Below are 21,300 nucleotides of genomic sequence, written 5' to 3'. Positions count from 1 at the left end.
CCGGCCCGCCCGCACCCCGGGCGGGCCTTGTCTAAGGGAATAGAGATGGTTCAAACGATCAAAAGCCGATCGCAGGTACCGCTGGACTCCCGCGATCTCGAAATCTGCCAGCAGGTCTTCGACAAGATCAGATCCGATTACCAGGTGGCAAAGGACAGCGACGAAGCCGAACGAATGGCGAGCATCGTCATCGAGCTCTACCGACAGGGCGTACGCGACCCCAATCACCTGCAGTCGATGGTCGAGGCGGCCCGCGGCCTCTTCGAAACGAACGAGCGGTAGGGAATGCCGTGCCTGCGCGTAATAAGCACCGCGTGGGAGCACATATCATGATGGTGTCAGCGCGGGTGCCGTCCGGAGGATCTTCCCCGGAGAACGGTCATCTGTTCCTGCTGCACTTCATTTTCATCGTTCAAAACGGCTTGCCAAAGCCTGTTGCCGAGCCGAAGCGACACCCGTTTCGTCCCCTCATGTTCAGCGGTACCGATTTCCACGGAACTGACGACGGAACCATGGCGCATGTGGCGGCGAAGATCGGCGAGCGACAGCCCGAACCGCTCCGCCAGTTCCGATGATTCCAGGATGAAGTCGCCATTTGAATCGCGCTCGATCAGCACCGACTTTTTCTCCAGCTACGTCTCACGCCGACCGCTCACGCCACCGCCGGGATCGCATTCTCTTCCTTCGGCAGCAGTCGCGCTACTGCGCTCAGCAGATCCGTCTGCGATATCACGCCAAGGATCCGATAATCGTCATCGACAATGATGACGGCATGCGTGCGTCCGTCCGTCAGAACGGGCAATAGCGACAGGGCGGGGTCCGAAGGCCTCGCTACCGTCGGTCTCGAGATCGCATGCGCGATGGTCTCGGTGCCCCTCGACAATTCCCGCAAGCCGACGGTGCCGATGAGGCGGCCCTCCGGGTCCTTCACCGGCAGCGTACGGATATTATGCTTCAAGAGAAGATGCCGTGCGGCATCCGGCTCCGGAGCTTCGCCAATGGCGATCACGTCACGCGACATGATATCGGCACAGCTGATCTTGCCGTTTGAGCGGATGGCCGCCTGCAGCTGGACCTGCTGCAACAGCCGGCCAAGGTCTGCCCGATCGATATCGAAGGTTTCGTCGAGCGCTTCGAGGGCAGCATCGACATCCTCCTCTCGAAAACCCACCCGCACGGCCGAGGGCAAGTCGATCGTCTGATGGGTGTTCTCCGCGGGTTTCGGAACGACGTGCGGATAATTCCGCTTGGAAAGCTTGTGGAACAGCAGGCCAAGGCCGACGAGAATGCAGGAGTTCAAAGCGACGGGCACGAAGGGAAAGAGGAATCCCCAGCCGGCAACGACAGGGCCGCCGAGAACGGCGGTCAGGGCAGCGGCTCCTCCCGGCGGATGAAGGCAGCGCGTGAAGGACATCGCGCCGATGGCAAGCGAAACGCCGACACCGGTCGCGATGATCGGATCACGAATGAAATAGGCGGCAATGATTCCCATCAGGGCGGAAATCGTATTGCCGCCGATGATCGACCAAGGCTGCGCCAGCGGGCTTGCCGGCACCGCGAAAAGAAGCACCGCGGACGCCCCCATCGGCGCGACGATCAGGGGAAGATGCGGCCCCTGGCCGAACAGATAGCCGCTGATGACGCCGGTGAAACCAATGGCCAGCAAAGCGCCGAGACATGCAATCAATCGCTCTCGTAAGGTCGCACCGGCCAGAATAGGTGAAAACAAACGGAAGCGGCGGAAGCGGCTCGGTCCCACCTTCGGGGAAACGGGATACTGCATAACAAGACCAATTTTAAGCGAGGATTATCTAGCGGACCAAGGAGGAAGACGTTCAGGCTAGTTTGCCGCGAGCCTGATATCTCTGCCTTTTGTTGCGCTGAGGACTTCGTGGAATGCGCTGAACGCGCTGGGACGATCATTCTTGCGATAGACGAGCAGCGTCTCGACGGGTCCCAGCTGGTGGGTCTGGACAGGCGTCGGCCAGTGCATGAGATCAAGGACGGATCGCGGCATGACGCCGGCCGTGTTGCCGGTCGCAACGCTCGCCAGGATCGCGTGGTAGGAGCCGAGCTCGCTCGTCGGCAGGGCGCTCGATTTGCGCGCCCAGTTTTCGGCGATCCTGCGATAGGTGCAGCCGGGCTCTAGAGCGGCGAGCGATCCGACACGCAGGTCTGCGGCGGATTTGATGGGGGGATGTCCGGAGGGCAAGACGATCAACAGGTCCTCGACAAAGATCGGCTCGATCTCGAGCGCCTTGAGTTCGGCATCTAAACCTGAATCTTCCTCGCGCATCGTCTTGGGCGGGCGGGCAATCAGCGCGCAATCCAGCGCATCGGAGAGAACATCGCGGGTCAGATCGCGGGACGCTCCCATCGTCAGATGAAGCGACACATCAGGCCACATCTGATTGAATTGCGTCAGCGCCGCCGGCAGCCTGCTTGCCGCCGTGCTCTCCATGGTGCCGACCCGCAACGTCCCCGATGGGGCGAGAGGCCGCACGGCCTGGCGCGCTTCGAGCGCAAGCGCCATAAGCCGGTTGGCATAGCCGAGAAACGTCTCGCCCTCCCGTGTCAACGTCATCTTCTTGCCGTCACGACTGAAGAGGGAAACGCCGAAGTCCTCTTCCAACTGCTGGATGCGCGTCGTCACATTCGACGGCACCCGCCCGACGGCCTTGGCAGCCTTCGTCACGCTGCGGTCGCTGGCAACGGCGAGGAATATCTCGATCGATGAAAGGTCCAATGAAAAGATCTCGTTTCCGGAATTAAGACGATAGATAATTCTCTATATAAAAATCATTATGCCAACTCAAGCCGGTTTCGGCATTGGGCGAAAAAACGCCATCCGCGGACCGAGCAGGCAGGCGATTGCCGAAAAAAGGATCGCGACGCCGAGGAAATAGCCATGCAGGCGGCGACATCGCCTCTGTCGGATGAGGATTTTAGGGTTTGGGGCTGGCATGAGGTTTGCATCCGCAAGGCCATCTGCAGATCGATCGGCGACGACCTCATGTTGCATCTTGTCTTGACCTGTCTTCTTCTGAGCGTCGCTTCAGGCTTGAGCATGCGGCGTTTTCTTCTGCCGTATTTTTCAAGCGGCGATCTCGCCGAGAAATCTGCCCCAGTGACAATCGTCGCAAGCGCCGTCTTTCTGGCGGCAATCGCTTTCACCGTCTCCGATCAGGATCTTTGGGCAAAATCCGCCATTCTGCTGATCGGCCTTTTGCTGGCGGCGATGTTCGACGATGCGAGACCCAGGTTGACGATCGCTCTCTCCGCCGTCAGTTTGGCGGCCTATCTCGGGCTGCGTTCGATTAGCTGAGCCATCCAACCATCACGCAAGCAGATCAGTGGTGATTGAACACCGCAGCTCATCGCCGGTGTCGAAGCCCAATCGAGGCGTTGTATCCACCGGCGAAATCATTCGTCAACAGAGCCACATCTTACAACCTGAAACATCCCCCGACCGCGGACAAGAAAGTCTTCGCGCAATACGGGAAAATGATCTCCATTGAAGAATATTCTCTCACTGTTATTCTCCACAATAGAACATTTGTCGAGGCACGCCGGGACCGCAACGACTCCCGTGCCGCACGGATGTTCGAGTTGCGCCGATGATGAGGAGGCGAGTGGCGATCATGGACAGCGACCCGGCAGGAAAAATCTGGTCGGAATGGTATGCGTGGCATCCTGTCTTGCCGATCGATGACACAGTGTTCTGGCTCGAGACCGTATACCGCAGGGAAAGCCCGGATGGTTTCTGGCAATACCGCTCGTTCCGGCCCGAATTCGAACGTCAGCAGGCTCTGACCTGCATACCGGTCTGTCCGGGCGCTTAAACCCCGACAACGATCGCCAGGTAGGCTTCCTCAACCGAGTGCTTGGCTGACGAGTGCATAAGTCTTCGGCTCGGGCGCCACCGCACGTCCGGCAACCGGAAGCCAAGGGCCACCGAGCGACATGGTCGTCACGATATCGTAGACAGGAAGACCGCAGCGGGAGAGGAAATCGGAAAAGGCTCCGCCCTGCTCGCGCGTGTCGAGGCGCAGGAACGCTCCTGCGTGCTCGGCAGCATGCGGGCGGACGACGGCGATCGCGTCTGCGTCACTGCGCGCCACAACGGGACCGATGACATGGCCACGCCCGAACCGCCGGCAAAGCGAGAATGCCTCGATCCGGCCGGCGCGGCTCAACACGATGCCCTTGGAACTTGCCATGAGCCGGGCCAGCAGCAGTTTGCGATCCGTGCCGAAGGCCACGCAATCCAATTCGGCGATCGCTTGCAGATCGCCAGCCTCGACGGCCCGTATCACGGCGCCGGACGGCGGCGCCACATCCGGCGGCAATATCGCTTCGCCATGGCATTGAAAGACGAGCGCCTCCCGAACAAAATTCAGGGACCGATAAAGACGGCGCGCTGCGCGCGTCGCATTCAGCCCGAGGTTCCGCCCGGCGACCTGATTCAGCGCATGGCCCATCAACCATTGACCGGCGCCATTTGTTTGAAGACGCGGCGAGGTAATGACCATACCGACCGTGGCAAATTGCGCGTCATAGGGAAACCACATGGCAGAGCCCAGGATACGGCCGATTTCATCGATCGCCACGATACCCTGTCCAAACTCCCGCAGGAACTGCCAGTCCTCACCGCGATGCGGCCAGGCGACGGTCATCGAAAGTGCGTGCAACTGGTCAAGGGCAACGCTGTCGATCCCGGCGATATGCGTCTCGAAACTATCGACCAACCTGGATTCGGATATCAGTTCACTCACTCCCGCCCTCCTGCCGCATTTTTCTGGCCAAGTCTGCGCCCGGAAACTTCTCCGCCCAGACTAGAACAGATCGTTCGATACAATTCACTGGTGAAGTCTGCGCAAACACAACAATCGACCAAATCCGATGCGCTTTCGGCAAGTAACGCCTGCGCCTCCCTCTAGACTCATCAACAGATCCAGCGGCCGGAGTCGCCATTCACTGTGAGAGCCCGGAAATGTCACCTCCCTCAGCCCAGTTGCAAACACCTCTAACATCTCGCTGGGCCGAATTGTCGTTTCCGTCGACGGCATGGCCGCCGTCTCGGCAAGCAGGGCATGTTTGTGAGGTCGCCGATGCAGGCCATTGAAATTCTCGAAAGGCTCATTGGCTTCCCCTCCGTCGTCGGCACGCCGAACGGCGAGATCGTCGCGTGGATCCGGCACTACCTGCAAAGCCACGGCGCCGTCGTCACCGAGCTTCTCGGCCCGGAGGGCGATCGCTCGAACCTCTTCGCCACAATCGGCCCGAAGGAGGAGCCGGGCTATATCCTCTCAGGCCATATGGACGTGGTCCCCGCCGCCGAAGGCGGTTGGACCAGCGACCCGTTTCGCCTGCGCGCCGAAGCGGACCGCCTCTACGGTCGCGGCGCCACGGATATGAAGGGCTTCCTGGCCGCGGTTCTCGCGGCCGTCCCCGCGCTGGCGGCCGCATCGCTTCGCCGGCCTGTCCACCTTGCCTTTTCCTATGACGAAGAGGCCGGCTGCCGCGGCGTGCCGCACATGATCGCACGCCTGCCGGAGCTCTGCGAAACTCCGCTTGGCGCGATCATCGGCGAGCCGAGCGGCATGCGAGCAATCCGCGCCCACAAAGGCAAGGCCGCGGCCCGGCTGACGGTCAGGGGCCGGTCCGGTCATTCCTCGCGTCCGGACCAGGGACTGAACGCAATCCATGCCATTACCGACGTCCTGGCTTGCGCTCGCGCCGAAGCCGAACGGCTCACGCGCGGCCCGTATGAGCCTGCCTTCGAACCGCCCTACTCCTCGCTTCAGGTCGGCACGCTGAAGGGCGGCCAGGCGGTCAACATCATTCCCGACACCTGCGAGGCCGAGTTCGAAGCGCGGGCCATTTCCGGCGTCGATCCGATCATCTTGCTTGCCCCACTCCGAGCGGCGGCCGAAGCGCTATCGCGGCGAGGCTTCCAGATAGAATGGCGCGAACTCAGCGCCTATCCGGCGCTTTCGCTGGCCGCCGATGCGCCGCTTGCGGCGCTGCTTGGCGAACTGACCGGCATCGAACCGCTCGCCGCCGTCAGCTACGGCACCGAGGCCGGCCTTTTTCAGCGCGCCGGCATCGATGCGATCATCTGCGGACCCGGCGACATCGGCCGCGCCCACAAGCCGGACGAATTCATCCTCGCCAGCGAACTGCTCGCCTGCCAGGCGATGGTCGAGGCGCTTGGCCGCCGCTGCACCTGATGACATCGGATCAAGGAGCCGACGCCATGACCTTTCTCTTCAATTCCGATGCGAAGCGCGGCGCCATCTTCGCCGAAGCCTTCGCGCGCGAAATGCCCGACATTGCTTTCTCCATGGATCCCAAGTCGGTCGAACCGGACGCCGTGCGCTACCTGATCACCTGGACCGTGCCGGATGATCTCGCACGCTATCGCAATCTCGAAATCCTGTTTTCGATCGGCGCCGGCATCGACCAGTTCCATATCGATGCAGTGCCTGCTTCGGTGAAGGTGGTGCGCATGGTCGAGGACGGCATCGTCAGGATGATGCAGGAATATGTGACGCTGGCCGTACTTGCCCTGCATCGCGACTTGCCGGCCTATCTCGACCAGCAGCGGCGCCGGACCTGGCAGACGATCGCTTCTAGGCAGGCCTCGGAACGCCGTATCGGCGTGCTTGGCCTCGGCATGCTTGGCAGCGCCGTGCTCGAACGGTTGCAGCCCTTCGGCTTTCCGCTTTCGGGATGGAGCCGCAGCCCGCGCGAGATCGACGGCGTCCGATGCCTGAGCGGCCGCGACGGCCTCGATACTCTGCTTGCAACCACCGACATTCTCGTCTGCCTGCTGCCGCTGACGGATGAAACGCGCGGCTTCCTGAATGCCGAGCTTTTCGCCGGACTGCCGGCCGGCGCCGCACTCGTCCATGTCGGCCGCGGCGCTCAACTCGACCATCAGGCGCTCGTCGACGCACTCGACGCCGGGCATCTCTCCGGCGCCGTCGTCGACGTCACCGATCCGGAGCCGCTGCCCGCGGACCACGCCTTCTGGAACCATCCGAAGATCCTGCTGACGCCGCACATTGCGAGCGTCACCCAGCCTGAAACCGCCGCGGCGGCCGTCATCGGCAACATCAAACGGCATCAGGCAGGCCTCGATCCGATTGGACTGATCGATCGCAGCCGCGGCTACTGAGTTCTCAACCTAGGAAAGCAAAATCATGTCCCTCCTCAAAACGATCGACACCAACCCATCCTTCGCGCCGCGCGAATCCGGCCCCCTCCCCGAACGGCTGATCTCGGGCAATCCTGCCTTCAAGACCTGGGCGCAGGATGTCGCCCGCGGCGAGACGGTTCATAGCGGCATCTGGGAAGCGACACCCGGCGAGACGCGCTCGATCAAGGGCGAGACCTTCGAGTTCTGCCATATCCTTTCCGGCCTGATTGAACTCACGCCGGACGGCGGCGAACCGGTGGTCTACAAGGCCGGCGACAGCTTCGTCATGAAGCCGGGCTTCGTTGGTGTCTGGAAGACGATCGAGACGGTACGCAAGATCTACGTCACCGTGTCGTGATGCCGACGCCGTAGATTTGACTGCGGCGGCGGCGAAAACGCAATTTTTCGCCGCTGCGGCATCACCGGTCGACGCATGCTGCTCGCTTTCCCCAGTTAGGCTTGCCTCAGCCCATCCCGAGGACATGCGATGACACTCAGCTTCGATCCGAACACGATTTCTTTGCCCGTCGGACATTTCATCGGCGGCCGGCTGGTTCCGGCCGAAGCCGTCATCGACATGCACCGTCCATCCGACGGCAAGGCTTATGCCGGCTGTCCGCTGGCCGACGAAGCCCTTGTCGACCAGGCCGTCGAAACCGCCAGGACCGCATTGAAGACGAGCAATTGGGGCGGCATGCGGCCGCGCGAGCGCACCGTGGTGATGCACCGATGGGCGGACTTGATCGAAGCCGAGGCCGAGACCCTCGCCAGGCTCGAAGCGCTCTCCTCGACACGGCCCATCGGTCATCTCGTCGCCGGCGATATCACCGTCACTGCCGAGCAAATCCGCTTCTTTGCCGAATTCGCGGATAAGGAAGGTGGCGACCTCGTCCCAACCGACGATGCGAACTTCGGCATGATCATGACGGAACCCTATGGCGTCGTCGGCGCCATCACGCCCTGGAATTTTCCCTTGTCCATGGCCGGCTGGAAGCTCGGCCCGGCGCTGGCGGCGGGCAATGCAGTGGTGCTGAAGCCATCGGAAATGACGCCGTTTTCCACACTCTACCTCGCCGAACTTTCGGTGCGAGCCGGCCTGCCGGCCGGTCTCGTCAACATCGTGCTCGGCGACGGCCCGACCACAGGAAACGCGATCACCGGACATCCGGGCATCTCCAAGGTCAGTTTCACCGGCTCGACCGCAGCAGGCGCGGCGATCATGACCAACATCGCCCGCACCGGCGTCAAGCCGATGACGCTCGAACTCGGGGGCAAGAGCCCGCAACTGGTTTTCGCCGATGCCGATCTCGAGCTTGCAGCAGGCGCAATCGCCGGCAGCATTCTCTCCAACGCCGGTCAGGCCTGCGTTTGCGGATCCCGCCTGATCGTCGAGGCGAAGGTGGCGGACGCGCTCGCAGCTGCACTCGTCGAGAGGCTGGCGGCCATCCGCCCCGGCCCCACCTGGGATGAAGCGACCGATTATTCGCCCGTCATCTCCGAACGACAGATCGCCCGCATGGACGGTATCATCCGTGCCGCGATCGACGGCGGCGCCGAGTGCCTCACCGGTGGCCGCCGCCTCGACCGCGAGGGCTATTTCTATGCACCGACCCTGATTTCGGGGGTGACGGCAACATCGCCGGCGGTTCTGGAAGAAATCTTCGGACCGGTGCTGACCATTCAGACCTTCGAGGACGAGGAGGAGGCGCTGAGCCTCGCCGACCATCCGGCCTATGGGCTCGCCGCCGGCCTCTTCACCCGCGATCTCTCGCGTGCCATCCGCGTGACGCGCCGCCTGCAGGCCGGCACCGTCTGGGTCAACCGCTACGGCCGCTCGCGCGACCATATCCTGCCGACCGGCGGCTACAAGCAGTCCGGCATCGGCAAGGATCTCGGCCGCGACGCCTATCTCGCCAACCGCAAGAGCAAGAGTGTGCTCATCAGCCTGTGAGGATCTGCGATGAAAACCTACAAGATCGCCCTTCTGCCCGGAGACGGCATCGGCCGTGACGTGACGGCAGCAGCCTGGGCCGTGCTCGAAAAGGCAGCGCGCCTGAACGGATTTGCTCTTGACGCAACCAGCTATCCCTGGTCCTGCGACTACTATCTGGAGAACGGCAGCATGATGCCCGCCGATGGCATCGAAACGCTCAGATCCTTCGACGCCATCCTGCTCGGCGCCGTCGGCTGGCCTCGCAAAGTGCCGGATTCGGTGTCGCTGCATGGGCTTCTGCTGCCGATCCGCAAGGCTTTCGTTCAATATGCCAATATCCGCCCGCACCGGCTGCTGCCGGGTGTGCAGGGGCCGTTAAGGGCTGACGCCTTTGACATCCTCTGCATTCGTGAAAACACCGAAGGCGAATATTCCGGCGCCGGTGGCCGCGTCCACCAGGGCACCGATAATGAGGTAGCGGTCGAAACCTCGATTTTCACCCGCAAGGGAGTCGAGCGCATCCTGCGTTTCGGCTTTGAGCAGGCGCGTGCGCGCAGCGGCAAACTTGCCTCGGTGACGAAGTCCAACGCCCAGAAATATTCGATGGTCTTCTGGGACGAGATCACCCAGAGGCTTTCTGCGGAATATTCCGATGTCGAGGTGACCAGCTACCATATCGACGCCATGGCTGCCCGCATGGTCATGGCGCCTGATAGTCTCGACGTCGTGGTCGCCTCCAACCTGTTCGGCGATATCCTGACCGACCTCGGCGCCGCCATCCAGGGCGGGCTTGGCTTTGCCGCCTCTGCCAATATCAATCCCGATCGCTCGGCGCCATCGATGTTCGAACCCGTCCACGGCTCAGCGCCCGATATCGCTCATCTCGGCATCGCCAATCCGATCGCCGCCATCTGGTCGGGCGCAATGATGCTGGAGCATCTCGGAGAAAAGGCTGCCGCCGCAAGGGTGATGGCATCAATCGAGGCGACGACGGCACGCGGCATCGGCGCAATTCCCGGCAAGGACAAGACCGACGCGATCACGGCATCGGTGCTTTCGGCACTTGGCTGATCAATGGAGAACAGAATGAACGGATTAAGGGATAGCAGCCTGCTTCGTCAGCAGGGACTGATCGACGGAGAATGGCGGGGGGCCGCGGCTGGGCACACGATCGAGGTGATCGATCCGGCGACCCAGCATGTGCTGGGCACGGTGCCCGACATGGACGGAGCCGATACGAGGGCGGCGATCGCCGCGGCAGAAAAGGCCTTTGGTCCATGGCGCGCAAAGACCAATGCCGAGCGCGGCGCATTGCTGGAAGCCTGGCACGATCTGATGCTCGACAATATCGAGGATCTGGCGCTGATCCTCACCCGGGAGCAGGGCAAGCCACTGACGGAAGCGCGCGGCGAAATCCGCTACGGCGCCTCGTTCATCAAATGGTTCTCCGAGGAGGCGCGCCGCATCGGCGGAACGACCATCCCCTCGCCGACGGCAGATCGGCGGATCGTCGTTCTGAAAGAGCCCGTCGGCGTATCGGCGATCATCACGCCGTGGAATTTTCCGAATGCGATGATCACCCGCAAGGTCGGGCCGGCACTCGCCGCGGGCTGCACCGTCATCGTCAAGCCATCGGACCTCACCCCTTTTTCGGCGCTGGCGCTCGGCGTATTGGCGGAGCGCGCCGGCATTCCCAAGGGGGTGATCAATATCGTCACCGGCATGCCGGCCGGCATCGGCGACGAACTTATGGCGAACCAAACCGTCCGCAAGATCTCTTTCACCGGCTCGACCCGCGTCGGCTCGCTGCTGATGCGCGGCGCGGCCGACAGCGTCAAGCGGCTCAGCCTCGAACTCGGCGGCAACGCACCCTTCATCGTCTTCGACGACGCCGATCTCGATCTTGCCGTGGAAGGCGCGATCGCCTCGAAATTCCGCAATGGCGGGCAGACCTGCGTCTGCGCCAACCGGCTTCTCGTCCAGTCCGGTGTCTATGAGGCCTTTGCCGCCAAACTTTCCGCGCGCGTATCGGCCATGAAGGTCGGGGCCGGCACGGATGCCGGCACCGATATCGGGCCGATGATCAACAAGGCAGCGATCGAGAAGATCAAGCGTCATGTCGACGATGCTGTGGAAAAGGGAGCGAGGATCCTCGCCACCGCGGGTTCCGTGCCTGAAGGCGATCAATATGCGGTGCCGATGGTGCTTGGCGGTGCGACGACCGAGATGCAGCTTGCCAGCGAAGAGACCTTCGGGCCTGTTGCCCCGCTTTTCCGTTTCGACCACGAGGAGGAGGCGATCCGCATCGCCAACGCCACGCCCTTCGGGCTTGCGGCCTATTTCTACACCGAGAGCCTGAAACGCTCCTGGCGTGTCGCCGAAGCGCTCGAATTCGGGATGGTCGGCCTGAACACAGGGGCGATCTCGACCGAGGTGGCTCCCTTCGGCGGCGTCAAACAATCCGGTCTTGGCCGGGAGGGCGCGCAATGCGGCATCGAGGAATATCTCGAAATGAAGAGCTTCCACATCGGCGGGCTCGCCTGACTACAGGAAAACAAAAGAGCGCCGGGACATCATCCCGGCGCTGGATGATCGGAGCGACGGTCGATGCTCCTGCTGGAGCAACTCCGACACGTCGTTTTAAAGTACTCCGCAGCCTTTAGCGGATGCCTGCAAAATTACGGTGCCTAAACAACATTTCTTTGACGCTGCTTTGACGGCAGGATGCTACGGCCGCTTTGCGAAGTTACGCAGAGGGATTTCAACCGGTTATGCTTCAGTTCGATCATCGTCATAGCATAGATTTACATTTCGCAATCCCGGTTTCCCTTCCCGGTTGCTTGTCAGGAGCCGAAGTTGTGGCAGACTGGCCCCTGGATGCCAGGTTTTCCGGCCGCCAAACGAGCGTATCGGAGGCAGCGGGGGCGGGGCCGTTGGATCGCATAAACAAGGAGCACTATCCGTTTCGGATGTTCCTGCTTGGGCCTTTTGCCCTTGTGGACGCCGGGGGGCGGTCGGTTGCTCCGAAATCCAAAAAGGCACAGGCTCTTCTGGCAATGCTTGCATTGTCCACCCGGGGCTCGCGCTCGAGAATCTGGCTTAGGGACAAGTTATGGAGCGATCGCTCCGATGACCAGGCGGCAGCCAGTCTACGCCAGGCGCTTTTGGACATTCATAAGAGTCTGGGGCCGGCACGCGATCTCTTGATTGCGGATAAGAACACCGTTTGGCTGGATACGGACCGACTCGTGCTCGATACCGACCTGGTGCTTCGGACGGAGCGGTCTCCGGATCAAGTTACCGACGAATTGCTCGAAGGTATAGACATCCGCGATCCCGAATTCGAGGACTGGTTGGCGCTGGAAAGGCAAAATTGGTATCGCCGTCTCGATGAAGGACAAGTCCACGATGTATTCGAGCCGCGACAGCAGCCGAGCCGCGATATCGCCAAACATTCCGCCCTGCTGCCTTTAACAGGCGCCCCGGATACGTCGAGAACAGGCAAATCCGTGGACATCGCCAGCAGCGACCCATATGGGCGGCGGGTCGGCGGTGGCTGGCAATGGATGATGGCTCTTCTGTCCCCCATCGTGGTGGGTGCCGGAGAGGGTGGACAAATTGCTGCGACACGGTTCCAGAACCTCATTGCAAAAGCCATCATCGATGGGCTGGGCTTTGGCGTCACCGACCTCTCCTTTACCTTGCCGGATACTGAAGAGAACGAACAGCAGATCAGCCTTCCCATATGCCTGCAGCTTCGCCTGACGTTTGATGGTGACATGGTGCTGATCGAACTGGCGATGAAGCACCTGATCAACAACCGTATTCATTGGCTGGGCAGTCAGGCAATCAACCGCACGCAGTTCGAGCGGGGCGAGTTCGGCATCGCCGCTGCGCTGATCAGCCAGGCCGTCGATCAGCTGGCCTATTTCCAGGAGATCCAGGCAACCGACAGTCGATTGTCGCAAGACGGTCTTCTGATCGATGCCGTCAATGCGATCTTCCGGCTGTCGCGCGACGACCTCGATAACGCGGAACGGCGGCTGGAAGAACAGATCCAGTATCAGCCGCGGTCATCGACTTTTGCCTGGCTGTCATTCATTCGCACTTTCCAGGTTGGCCAAGGTTTCAACGCGCTGGACGCGCATCTGATCGAGGAAGCCCAGGCCTATGCACGCAAGGCGCTGGAACTCGATCCGCAGAATTCCGTGTCGCTCGCGCTCGTCGGCCACGTCCATTCGTTCCTGTTCGGCGAATACGACTATGCGGCCAACCTGTTCGAAAAATCGATCCGCCTGAATCCGGCCCTGCCGCTCGGTTGGGACCTCTACGCAATGCTGCACTGCTATGCGGGCCAGCCCGACAAGGCGGTGGCGATGGCACGTTGGGTACAGGAACTCGGCGTCTACAGCCCGCATAAATATTACTTCGATACGACCAAATGCATTGCGGCAGCGCTTGCAGGCGATCATGCCGCAGCCATAGCCGCAGGCGAAGAAGCCTTGCGGGCACGACCGAACTTCAACAGCCTGCTGCGCTATCTTGCCTCCAGTCATGCCCATTCCAACGATCTTGGCGGCGCGCGGCATTACCTGCAGCGTCTTGAGGCAGTCGAGGGCGGCTTCTCCATCAACGCCTTCCGCGGCAGCGGCTATCCGCTACTCGACACAGGCGGCGGCCAGATCTTGATCGACGGCCTGCTCAAGGCCGGCGCCAAGCTGCGCTGAACCTCGGACAATTCTTCACATCATCGCGCAAGGAGGCTGCAATGGAAGCGGACACTGCCCACGAATCGCAATCAAAATTAGTTTTATTTCTAAACAGTTATAAATTCAGGATTGAGCCGGATACGGTCCTTCCATGCGAACCGAGGGACGATGCCGGTGCTGATCCTATCGCTGGCGCGTCGCCGGCTGCACCTGATGCGGCCTCCGAACCTGCGCTTTTCTCCGGCACGGGTGAAGATGCATCGCCTCTGGCCGAGCCGATGATGGCGACAATGGCCGCAGCCTCGGTCCTCACGAGCGTGGCGAACAAGTCGGTGCTCAACAAGGCGTCGTTGAACAAAAACAAGAACAAAAATAAGAACAAGAACAAAAACAAGAACAAGTCGACGATGGACGGCGCCAGCCTCGGCGTGTCGCAGCTTATCCCCTCCTTCGAGCTGCGCAGGCTGCACCAGCAGCCGTCACGCAACGCCTATACCGCGGCTCGGCGCTTCACCTGGGAAATGCTGGATATACTTCCGCCGCCCGGCCCGGATTATACCCGCCTCGAAACGACGGTGCTGCTCTCTATGCAGCGCCGCGACCGCGAACGCGTGCGGCGCCTGCCCGACATCCAAATCGAGGCGACGATCTCTGTCGGGGAATTCACCCGCGCATTGTATATCGAGGATCTCGGCGGTTTCGAGCAGACGGAGGGCCTTTTCCAGGCGATCCTGACGGCCTGCGAGTATGTCGGACTGATCTACAAGAGCCAGTTCAACCGGCAGCGACCAAACCAGTTTGAGCCCTTGCTGCGGCCTTTGCTGTCCGTGCCGGTTCACGAGTCCTATCCCAGCAACCATTCGTTCCAGTGCTTTTCGATCGCCTTCGCATTCTCGACGATCTTGCCGGAACATCCCGCTACCGACGAGCTTGCCCGCATCGCCCAGAACGTCGCCGAAAATCGCGAATGGGCCGGCCTGCACTATCCGAGCGACACGCAGGCAGGGCGAGATCTCGCCCGACGCTTCGCTCCCTACCTCCACGACGCGTTCGGTCCTCTGTTCCAGGCCGTACACGACGAATGGGTCTGAATTCTCCAGCTGCTGCTCAACAGGGTTACAACCATGACGGATCAAACACAAATGCCTGGGCCCGCGCCGATCAACTACTACTATCTCTGGCACCTGACTGCTCTTGGCGTCGTCGACGCGGAATACGGATCGGCTCCGCCGGCGCCTCCAGCGCCCGATGCGAGCGCCGCACGCGCGCTCCCCGATCCCCTCATCACCGGCACAGTCTGGGATGCCATCGCTTCCGCCGGCCCGCTGCGACCCGCACGGGTCGCGCTGATCGATGTCGGCGTATCTCCGGATCATCCCAATCTGGCAACCCGGCTTGACCGGGAGGCGTCAATCGATTTGACGACCCATCGCTACGGCGCCCGCGTGCTCGAAATTCTCGATACGACCACGTCTTTTGACCGCGAGGAAAGACATGCCTTCTTTGCCGGGCTCGACATCGCTCCGCTCGGCAATATGGGCCTTTCGAACGACGACCGAGACTATCTCGGTGATCTGGTTGCCGAATACGCCGCGTCGGAGGGTGTTCTCCGGCGGCTCTACAATCCGGAATCGCTGTTTGCGTCGCATGGTACCTGTTGCGCTGGGCTGATCGTCGGCGAACCCGCCGTTGTTGCGGAAGAGGGCACCTCAAGCCTTCCGCCGGAAGGAGCCTTCTACGGGAATGGCGACGAGCTGCATACGAGCGGCAATCGCAATGTCATCCCCTATTTCGGCGTTGATCCTTTCTCAAGGCTCATCTCCATCAGAACATCCTTCGAAGACGATGTCAGGCAGTTCATTGCGGCCTTCCTCTATGCCTATCTTCAGAAAGCAGACGTGATCGTCTTGCCGCGCGGTCTGCCTGACCCGAAACGCAGCATCGTTGATCCGAAGAACGAGCTGAAGGCCGACCTGGAATTATGGAAAAACCAGGATGCCGCCAACCTATTCACGCGCATTGCCGTTGCTGATCAAGGCGGGCCTGAACTGGAGCCGAAGGCTGCGCAGAAAGGCTCCAATCCGGATCGCCCATGGCATGTCCTCAAACAACTCATCCTCTCCATCAGCCGGCACATCCCGATCGTCTGCGCCGCAGGAAACAGTGGCGAGAGCCAGCTGATCTATCCGGCAAGTCTTGCCGCCGACAACAACGGCGTCATTGCAGTTGGAGCCGTTACCGTCGAAGGTTTCCGTTCGGGCTACAGCAATTACGGCGAAGGATTGACGGTTGTCTCCCCCTCCGACGACGGGGAAGTCTTCAACAGGCATCAGTTGCGCCTCGACCGGCTTTCTCCATTTGCCGCGCAGCACGACTACAGCGCTTTTCGAACGCGGGAATATTGCTATTCGCACTTCTCGCTGCTGACGACCGACCTATCGGGGATTTTCGGCTATGATCATGGCTCCGATCCGTGGTCGGCCGTCGTGCCGTTCGGAACCAATCCCGGCATCGGGGGCGGATACTACACCACCTTCGGGGGCACATCAGGCGCGGCGGCGCAGGTGGGCGGGCTATGTGCCCTGATACAGCGGGCCTACAAAAGCCGCCACAATCTGGGTGACCGCCTCTCGGGACCTCAAGTGAAATCGATTCTGAAGACCACATCCCGCCTGGACGCCATTGTCGCCCCCGGTACGAGGAAATTGACGGCGGATTGCATGAACGCCGAAAGCGAGGACGCCGTCGAGATGGGCTATTTCTTTGGATCGGGCCTGCCAAATGCGCGGGCTGCGGTACAGGCAGCCCTGGCCATCTGAAGCCCGGGGATGCTTTTCGAGAGATTCCAAGCCTCCTCTATCGAGGGGGCTTTTTCTTTGTTTACGCCCCTTTTTACGGATTTTTAACGCGGTACTGGCGGGCGAATGACGCCCTTGGGCAATAGTGCCTCTCAACGGACGGCGCATACCGTTCCAATACTCGACGAAGCCGGCCCGAACTCCGGCATTCTTGCCCGAGATGCAACCTTGATCCGCCCGAAGACAAACTCACGGAGGCTGCCGATGTCCGCGTCACGCACACAACAGTTGGCAGATGAGGCGCGCCTCCTGCTCAAGCGCAATCCCCTGATGGCAAGTTCCGTCTCCCTGCAGCGCGTGGCAACACGCAACCTTTTGAAGCGACGCTTCCAATATGGCCGCACGCTTGCGGCGGCTTCGAAGCTCGCCGGTTGTTCGGCTGGGGTAGAGGCACTGTCAGGTTATTTCCCCGATCTTGCAGATGGCGGATACACTCGCCTGCCGGAGCTTCCGCCAGCGGTTGCCGGACCGGTCGGCGCCGACCCTTACCGTTCATCCGTACTTGCAGCCTGGATGGGTGCGCTCGCGCGCAGTCTGGAATGGCAGGCAGCCCGCCCCGATGTGCAGGTCGTCGGCCGCTATCTGCAGCCGGATCTGATCGCATCGGATCTTGAACTCGAACGTCAGACAGCGTGCCGGCTCTCTTGCGGCATCGGCCTCGTGCACATCGAAAGTCCGGCGCGAAGCCGTATCATGCAAGCCCTCCTCCGCCAATGCATGCCGGACTATCCCCGGCCCGGCTATCCGATCACCGACGATGCGGAATTGGATCGAATCGCCGACCATCTGGAGAAGGCCTTCGCATTGATCGCGGACTTGGACGAGTACGGCCATCAGCGTCTGATCGCCGGCCTGCACACGCTTTACGTTGGCGTGCGGCGCGAACCGCAGTGCTCCTTTTCGAGTTCGAACGAATTGCCGGGCAGCGCGCTCATCGTCCTTTCCAGAGAGAGATTGCGCGCCGGCGATCATGCCGCGACAGCGGCCCAACTGCTTCATGAGGCGGGGAATATCCTGCTCGGGTTCTATACGGCCTCGGCGGCGGCATCCCTGCCCGGCGAGTTCCAATATGTTTCCCCATACAAGAAGGACTTACAGACGCTCGAGAGCATCCTGCATACGGCCTACACCATTCCCTGGGAGTGCGCCTTGCGCATGGCATGCCTATCCACCGAGACGGATCCTGAGCGCCGCGCCCGGAAAGCGGCATTCATAATCGCCTATGCCGCGCGGCAAGTCCCGCTTGTCGACATCGCTCGGAAAGGAATCGAACGTCTCGGCGGCGATGTCCTCCTCGACCTCCCAGACATCGCCGCCATTCCTTCCTGGAGCAGTCGGATCTTGTTCCTCGTCAGCCAGTTGCTTGCCGAAGAACCCATTGCGCACCGGCAGGCGCATCTTGCCGAGCGCCAGCGAGTTCTCGATCGCCAAGCCTGGGATATCGGACAGATGCTGCTGCGCGGCAAGGAGCCGATCGATCCTCGGATGGGCCGGCGAGAGATCGATGACAGCGGCGACAATGTCAGCCTCTGGTACGACGGCAAATTCCACGTGATTGTGAAGACCCCCGACCATGCGATGGGCGAGGATTACGGTCACTACGCCGCGACGATCCGCGGAGTTGCGCCCAGCGAGATGGAGGCGATGTGATGGTCAATGATCGGTCCAAACGATTATCGGCGGCCGCCACCGCGTCCGTCGACTTCCCGAACCTCGTCACCCACAGCCTTGGGCGGGGCGGCCGGGGGGCTCTGTTCACCGGCAATAGTGCCGATTCTGTCGAGGAACAGAGCCCCCATGTTACCAGGTCTGCATTCGTCGTCTCGTTGAAGGCTTCCGATATGCCGGCGGAGGACGAATATGACTCCGCCGCAATCGATCACCACGACGCCATCCTGACGCCTCTCCATCGGCAACGCGACATCGCACGGTTTGGCGATATCGACTTCGTCATCATCGGATGCGGCGACTTGGGCTCACAGATCGCCATCCAGCTCGCGGCCCTCGGCGCGCGCCATTTCCTTCTCGTGGATGCCGATCGTATCGACGAAAACGATTTGAACCGTCTCCCTTGGGCAGGTGAGGCTGATCTCGGCTGGCTGAAGACCGACAGGCTGGCAACCCATCTGGCCGCGGGTTTCTCGGCCTATGTCTTCACGCTGCCGGAATTTGCGGAAGGCGCCTCGGCGCTGCGGTTAATCGCAGACTACGCTAATAACCCGTTCTTCATTTTCGCCGGCGACGATTCTCGTCCAACCCAAGATCTCCTGTCGGCCTGCCGAGCATTGAAAGCCGGCCTGCCGCCGCATCTGCATGTCGGCCGCTCTGCAAACTATTGCATGGCAGGTCCTTTGGTCTTGGTGCATGAGGACGCTTGTTCCGTCTGCCATTGCGCCACCCAAGTCGCAACCGACGGCAGCTTTCGCGCGCCGCCGGCCACCGTCGACAACCCATTGGTCGCCGGCCTTGCTGTGTCGCAGATCGCCCAAAACTGCCGTTCGAGACACTCGGTCGCCCGGGGACGCCAATGGATATTGGACCTCAAAGGCGATCAAGCCGAGCTGCACTCTCTTAAAACACCCCGAATGTAAGGTATGTCCATGATCGCGCTATTTTCCTCGGAATATTGTTGCCCCGTTGGCGCAACTGCCGGAAAGAACGATGAGCTGACGATAACCGAAGCTCTTCGTGATCCACTGATCGCCATCGTGATGCGCGCGGATGGCGTGACCTCCGAAGAATTCAAGCGACTCCTTGAGGCGGCAGCCCGCGAGCTAAAGGCCAATCTAGCGAACTCCTCCTTCCCACCAACCGGAGGATAGGCACGTGATTGTCGAAACGACGCGGAAGATGGTTGACGAGCATGTGTGGCCAATCTCGGTCCGAACCATGACCCGGCATTGGCACTGGCCATCCCGCGGAGTTCAGGGGCAATGAGATTCGATATGGTGAGAAAGTTCCCAACGATAATTCTTGTTTTTGCCGAAGGGAAGGATCGCAAGGTGATCCGTACCGCTCACGAGGCTGCCCAAGTGTTGCTGAAGGAATGGCCCACCGACGATGGTGAGGAATTCCTCACGGCGGTGAGAATCTGTTTGGAGGTTCTTACTGGAGAGAGCGAACCCGAGCAATTGCATGAGGCAATCGTCCGCGCCGCATATGAAGCGGGTATTGCAGCGATCACGACTGATAACCGCCTTGGGATTCTCAGGATCTATCCAGTCAGCGAGGCCAGATAGTTGAGCGCCGGGCAGGCGGTCATCTCAATCCTGCCCCATCGAGCCGTTTCGGCTGCAATCGGACTGATCCGGTCCGTTACTGGAAGCGATCGAGGGTCTTGTAATAGAGCCCGACGAGCGGCAGGAACCACGGCTTTCCGAAATGGCCGGGAACGGCCGGCCATTCGAGCCCCTTGATCGGATTGTGGTCGGCCTTGCCGAGGATGGCGTCGGCCATGATCATGCCGAGATGGGTGGAGAGCTGGGCGCCGTGGCCGGAATAGCCCATGGCATACCAGACACCATCGACATAGCCGGCGCGCGGATAGCGGTCCTTGGTCATGTCGACGAGCCCGCCCCAGCAATAGTCGATCTCGACGCCGGCAAGCTGCGGGAAGATTTCAGCCAGGCTGGCGCGGAGAATGTCGCCGCTCCTTGCGTCCGAGCGCTGATCCGATGTGGCGGAAAACCGGGCGCGACCGCCGAAAATCAGCCGCTTGTCGGGCGACAGCCGGAAATAGTTGCCGATGTTCATCGACGTGACGCAGGTGCGGTTGCCCGGCATCGTAGCGGCGATTTCGGCGTCAGTCAGCGGACGGGTCGCGATCAGAAAGCTGCCGACGGAAATGATCCGGCGGCGGAAATAATTAAAGAGCGACGGCGTATAGGCGCCTGTCGCGACTAGGACGTGGTCTGCGGTGACGGTGCCGCGTGCGGTCTCAAGGCTGTGGCGACCGTTGCCCTGCCGGTGTGCGGTCACGGAGGCCTTTTCGAAGATGACTGCACCGTGACGGGTGGCCGCAGTGGCGAGCCCCGCGACATAGCGGCCCATATGCATCATCGCGCTCTTCTTCGAGAGCATGGCGCCATGGAAGGGCGACCTAACCTCGCTTTTCAGGTCACTCGCCGTCAGAAGCGCCGTGTCCGGATCGACCTCTCTGTGAACAGCCTCGAAATTGCGGGCAAGGGCATCGAAATGCTGCGGCTTGGAGGCAAGCTTTAGCTTTCCGGCGCGGCGGAAATTGCAGTCGATCCCCTCTTCGGCGATAATCGCCTCGATCGTGTCGATGGAATCGTCGAACGCCTTGTAGAGGGCGACGGCCCGCTCCACGCCGAGTGCTGATTTGGCGGACAGGAAACTGTGGGCGAGCCCGTTGTTGAGGTGGCCGCCATTGCGCCCCGATGCCCCCCAGCCGACCCGTTCGCCTTCCAGCACGACGACCTTGACGCCCGTTTTCGCAAGCTGGCGCGCAGCGGCAAGCCCGGTGAAGCCGGCGCCGATGACGGCGACGTCATAATGTCCTTCGACGGGGCCCTGAGCGCCGCCGGGAAAGGCTGGTGCCGTGTTGTGCCAGTAGGATTCGAATTGCATCCGCGC

Annotated in this window: 21 protein-coding genes; 16 read left to right on the top strand and 5 right to left on the bottom strand. The window is 61.3% G+C overall.

All coding sequences use genetic code 11. The annotated features are described in order from the left end of the window. Window positions 1–45 precede the first annotated feature (45 nt). A complete protein-coding gene (locus RlegSU303_RS28265) occupies window positions 46–282 on the top strand; it encodes a hypothetical protein (protein WP_094088259.1) in 237 nt (78 codons plus the stop codon). A gap of 56 nt (window positions 283–338) precedes the next feature. Here RlegSU303_RS28265 and RlegSU303_RS28260 read toward each other — a convergent pair whose 3' ends face one another. Genes RlegSU303_RS28260 through RlegSU303_RS28250 form a run of 3 tightly spaced genes read right to left on the bottom strand, consistent with a single transcriptional unit; the run spans window position 339 to window position 2,746 of the window. After that, window positions 339–617: a DUF6522 family protein gene (locus tag RlegSU303_RS28260; protein ID WP_017956758.1), complete on the bottom strand. Its 279-nt coding sequence runs from the start codon at window positions 615–617 to the stop codon at window positions 339–341. Between the two features lie 35 nt (window positions 618–652). Beyond that, window positions 653–1,783 (bottom strand): HPP family protein, encoded by a 1,131-nt coding sequence (locus tag RlegSU303_RS28255; RefSeq protein WP_017956759.1) that lies wholly within the window; start codon window positions 1,781–1,783, stop codon window positions 653–655. A 57-nt stretch (window positions 1,784–1,840) separates the two neighbouring features. Next, window positions 1,841–2,746: a LysR family transcriptional regulator gene (locus RlegSU303_RS28250; RefSeq protein WP_017956760.1), complete on the bottom strand. Its 906-nt coding sequence runs from the start codon at window positions 2,744–2,746 to the stop codon at window positions 1,841–1,843. Window positions 2,747–3,013: 267 nt separating this feature from the next. Here RlegSU303_RS28250 and RlegSU303_RS28245 point away from each other — a divergent pair, with 267 nt between their 5' ends. Continuing rightward, window positions 3,014–3,325 (top strand): hypothetical protein, encoded by a 312-nt coding sequence (locus tag RlegSU303_RS28245; RefSeq protein WP_026158213.1) that lies wholly within the window; start codon window positions 3,014–3,016, stop codon window positions 3,323–3,325. A gap of 292 nt (window positions 3,326–3,617) precedes the next feature. Then, complete coding sequence (locus tag RlegSU303_RS28240) at window positions 3,618–3,842, top strand: hypothetical protein (protein ID WP_017956762.1); 225 nt, start codon at window positions 3,618–3,620, stop codon at window positions 3,840–3,842. Window positions 3,843–3,872: 30 nt separating this feature from the next. On the opposite strand, the gene RlegSU303_RS28235 is transcribed toward RlegSU303_RS28240, so the two are convergent. Then, window positions 3,873–4,775: a GNAT family N-acetyltransferase gene (locus RlegSU303_RS28235; protein WP_017956763.1), complete on the bottom strand. Its 903-nt coding sequence runs from the start codon at window positions 4,773–4,775 to the stop codon at window positions 3,873–3,875. A 336-nt stretch (window positions 4,776–5,111) separates the two neighbouring features. Here RlegSU303_RS28235 and argE point away from each other — a divergent pair, with 336 nt between their 5' ends. From argE to RlegSU303_RS28170, 13 genes are all read left to right on the top strand, one after another. Then, window positions 5,112–6,233 carry an acetylornithine deacetylase gene (gene argE / locus RlegSU303_RS28230; RefSeq protein ID WP_131627557.1) on the top strand — a complete coding sequence of 374 codons (1,122 nt, stop codon included), beginning with the start codon at window positions 5,112–5,114 and terminating at the stop codon, window positions 6,231–6,233. Window positions 6,234–6,259: 26 nt separating this feature from the next. Beyond that, complete coding sequence (locus RlegSU303_RS28225; RefSeq protein ID WP_026158215.1) at window positions 6,260–7,183, top strand: 2-hydroxyacid dehydrogenase; 924 nt, start codon at window positions 6,260–6,262, stop codon at window positions 7,181–7,183. A gap of 25 nt (window positions 7,184–7,208) precedes the next feature. Continuing rightward, on the top strand, window positions 7,209–7,562 hold the full coding sequence (locus tag RlegSU303_RS28220; protein ID WP_094088262.1) for a cupin domain-containing protein: 354 nt from the start codon (window positions 7,209–7,211) through the stop codon (window positions 7,560–7,562). 129 nt (window positions 7,563–7,691) lie between these two features. After that, entirely contained in the window at window positions 7,692–9,155 is a 1,464-nt protein-coding gene (locus RlegSU303_RS28215) for an aldehyde dehydrogenase family protein (protein WP_094088263.1), read from the top strand. Between the two features lie 9 nt (window positions 9,156–9,164). After that, window positions 9,165–10,208 (top strand): tartrate dehydrogenase, encoded by a 1,044-nt coding sequence (locus RlegSU303_RS28210; protein WP_131620210.1) that lies wholly within the window; start codon window positions 9,165–9,167, stop codon window positions 10,206–10,208. A 15-nt stretch (window positions 10,209–10,223) separates the two neighbouring features. Further along, window positions 10,224–11,681 (top strand): NAD-dependent succinate-semialdehyde dehydrogenase, encoded by a 1,458-nt coding sequence (locus RlegSU303_RS28205; protein WP_026158216.1) that lies wholly within the window; start codon window positions 10,224–10,226, stop codon window positions 11,679–11,681. Between the two features lie 227 nt (window positions 11,682–11,908). Beyond that, window positions 11,909–13,864, top strand: coding sequence for an SARP family transcriptional regulator (locus tag RlegSU303_RS28200; protein WP_017956771.1), 1,956 nt, complete (start codon window positions 11,909–11,911; stop codon window positions 13,862–13,864). 41 nt (window positions 13,865–13,905) lie between these two features. Further along, window positions 13,906–14,937, top strand: a complete 1,032-nt coding sequence (locus RlegSU303_RS28195; RefSeq protein ID WP_131718999.1) for a phosphatase PAP2 family protein — start codon at window positions 13,906–13,908, stop codon at window positions 14,935–14,937. A gap of 33 nt (window positions 14,938–14,970) precedes the next feature. Then, the gene (locus RlegSU303_RS28190; protein WP_017956773.1) at window positions 14,971–16,665 is read left to right on the top strand and encodes a S8 family serine peptidase; all 1,695 of its coding nucleotides are present in this window, start codon (window positions 14,971–14,973) and stop codon (window positions 16,663–16,665) included. Window positions 16,666–16,770: 105 nt separating this feature from the next. Beyond that, entirely contained in the window at window positions 16,771–18,354 is a 1,584-nt protein-coding gene (locus RlegSU303_RS28185; RefSeq protein WP_131620215.1) for an aKG-HExxH-type peptide beta-hydroxylase, read from the top strand. Further along, on the top strand, window positions 18,351–19,295 hold the full coding sequence (locus RlegSU303_RS28180) for a ThiF family adenylyltransferase (RefSeq protein ID WP_017956775.1): 945 nt from the start codon (window positions 18,351–18,353) through the stop codon (window positions 19,293–19,295). The genes RlegSU303_RS28185 and RlegSU303_RS28180 overlap by 4 nt, the downstream gene beginning before the upstream one ends. A 9-nt stretch (window positions 19,296–19,304) precedes the next feature. After that, on the top strand, window positions 19,305–19,526 hold the full coding sequence (locus tag RlegSU303_RS28175) for a hypothetical protein (RefSeq protein ID WP_003549783.1): 222 nt from the start codon (window positions 19,305–19,307) through the stop codon (window positions 19,524–19,526). Window positions 19,527–19,637: 111 nt separating this feature from the next. Further along, window positions 19,638–19,943: a DUF982 domain-containing protein gene (locus RlegSU303_RS28170; RefSeq protein WP_131719000.1), complete on the top strand. Its 306-nt coding sequence runs from the start codon at window positions 19,638–19,640 to the stop codon at window positions 19,941–19,943. 76 nt (window positions 19,944–20,019) lie between these two features. Here the strand turns inward: RlegSU303_RS28170 and RlegSU303_RS28165 are convergent, their stop codons facing one another. Then, entirely contained in the window at window positions 20,020–21,294 is a 1,275-nt protein-coding gene (locus tag RlegSU303_RS28165) for an NAD(P)/FAD-dependent oxidoreductase (protein ID WP_017956777.1), read from the bottom strand. Between the last annotated feature and the right edge of the window lie 6 nt (window positions 21,295–21,300).

It is taken from the genome of Rhizobium sp. SU303 (genome assembly GCF_021052345.1).
Lineage (GTDB): Bacteria > Pseudomonadota > Alphaproteobacteria > Rhizobiales > Rhizobiaceae > Rhizobium > Rhizobium laguerreae.
The sequence above is the reverse complement of the archived record's forward strand: the minus strand, read 5'-3'. Positions and strand labels throughout refer to the sequence as shown.

Excerpts from the sequence above, each read along its gene's own strand:
- RlegSU303_RS28265 (WP_094088259.1), top strand. The coding sequence starts at position 46 with ATGGTTCAAACGATCAAAAGCCGATCGCAGGTACCGCTGGACTCCCGC.
- RlegSU303_RS28255 (WP_017956759.1), bottom strand. The coding sequence starts at position 1,783 with ATGCAGTATCCCGTTTCCCCGAAGGTGGGACCGAGCCGCTTCCGCCGC.
- RlegSU303_RS28245 (WP_026158213.1), top strand. The coding sequence starts at position 3,014 with ATGTTGCATCTTGTCTTGACCTGTCTTCTTCTGAGCGTCGCTTCAGGC.
- RlegSU303_RS28240 (WP_017956762.1), top strand. The coding sequence starts at position 3,618 with ATGATGAGGAGGCGAGTGGCGATCATGGACAGCGACCCGGCAGGAAAA.
- argE (WP_131627557.1), top strand. The coding sequence starts at position 5,112 with ATGCAGGCCATTGAAATTCTCGAAAGGCTCATTGGCTTCCCCTCCGTC.
- RlegSU303_RS28225 (WP_026158215.1), top strand. The coding sequence starts at position 6,260 with ATGACCTTTCTCTTCAATTCCGATGCGAAGCGCGGCGCCATCTTCGCC.
- RlegSU303_RS28220 (WP_094088262.1), top strand. The coding sequence starts at position 7,209 with ATGTCCCTCCTCAAAACGATCGACACCAACCCATCCTTCGCGCCGCGC.
- RlegSU303_RS28215 (WP_094088263.1), top strand. The coding sequence starts at position 7,692 with ATGACACTCAGCTTCGATCCGAACACGATTTCTTTGCCCGTCGGACAT.
- RlegSU303_RS28210 (WP_131620210.1), top strand. The coding sequence starts at position 9,165 with ATGAAAACCTACAAGATCGCCCTTCTGCCCGGAGACGGCATCGGCCGT.
- RlegSU303_RS28205 (WP_026158216.1), top strand. The coding sequence starts at position 10,224 with ATGAACGGATTAAGGGATAGCAGCCTGCTTCGTCAGCAGGGACTGATC.
- RlegSU303_RS28200 (WP_017956771.1), top strand. The coding sequence starts at position 11,909 with ATGCTTCAGTTCGATCATCGTCATAGCATAGATTTACATTTCGCAATC.
- RlegSU303_RS28195 (WP_131718999.1), top strand. The coding sequence starts at position 13,906 with ATGGAAGCGGACACTGCCCACGAATCGCAATCAAAATTAGTTTTATTT.
- RlegSU303_RS28190 (WP_017956773.1), top strand. The coding sequence starts at position 14,971 with ATGACGGATCAAACACAAATGCCTGGGCCCGCGCCGATCAACTACTAC.
- RlegSU303_RS28185 (WP_131620215.1), top strand. The coding sequence starts at position 16,771 with ATGACGCCCTTGGGCAATAGTGCCTCTCAACGGACGGCGCATACCGTT.
- RlegSU303_RS28175 (WP_003549783.1), top strand. The coding sequence starts at position 19,305 with ATGATCGCGCTATTTTCCTCGGAATATTGTTGCCCCGTTGGCGCAACT.
- RlegSU303_RS28170 (WP_131719000.1), top strand. The coding sequence starts at position 19,638 with ATGAGATTCGATATGGTGAGAAAGTTCCCAACGATAATTCTTGTTTTT.
- RlegSU303_RS28165 (WP_017956777.1), bottom strand. The coding sequence starts at position 21,294 with ATGCAATTCGAATCCTACTGGCACAACACGGCACCAGCCTTTCCCGGC.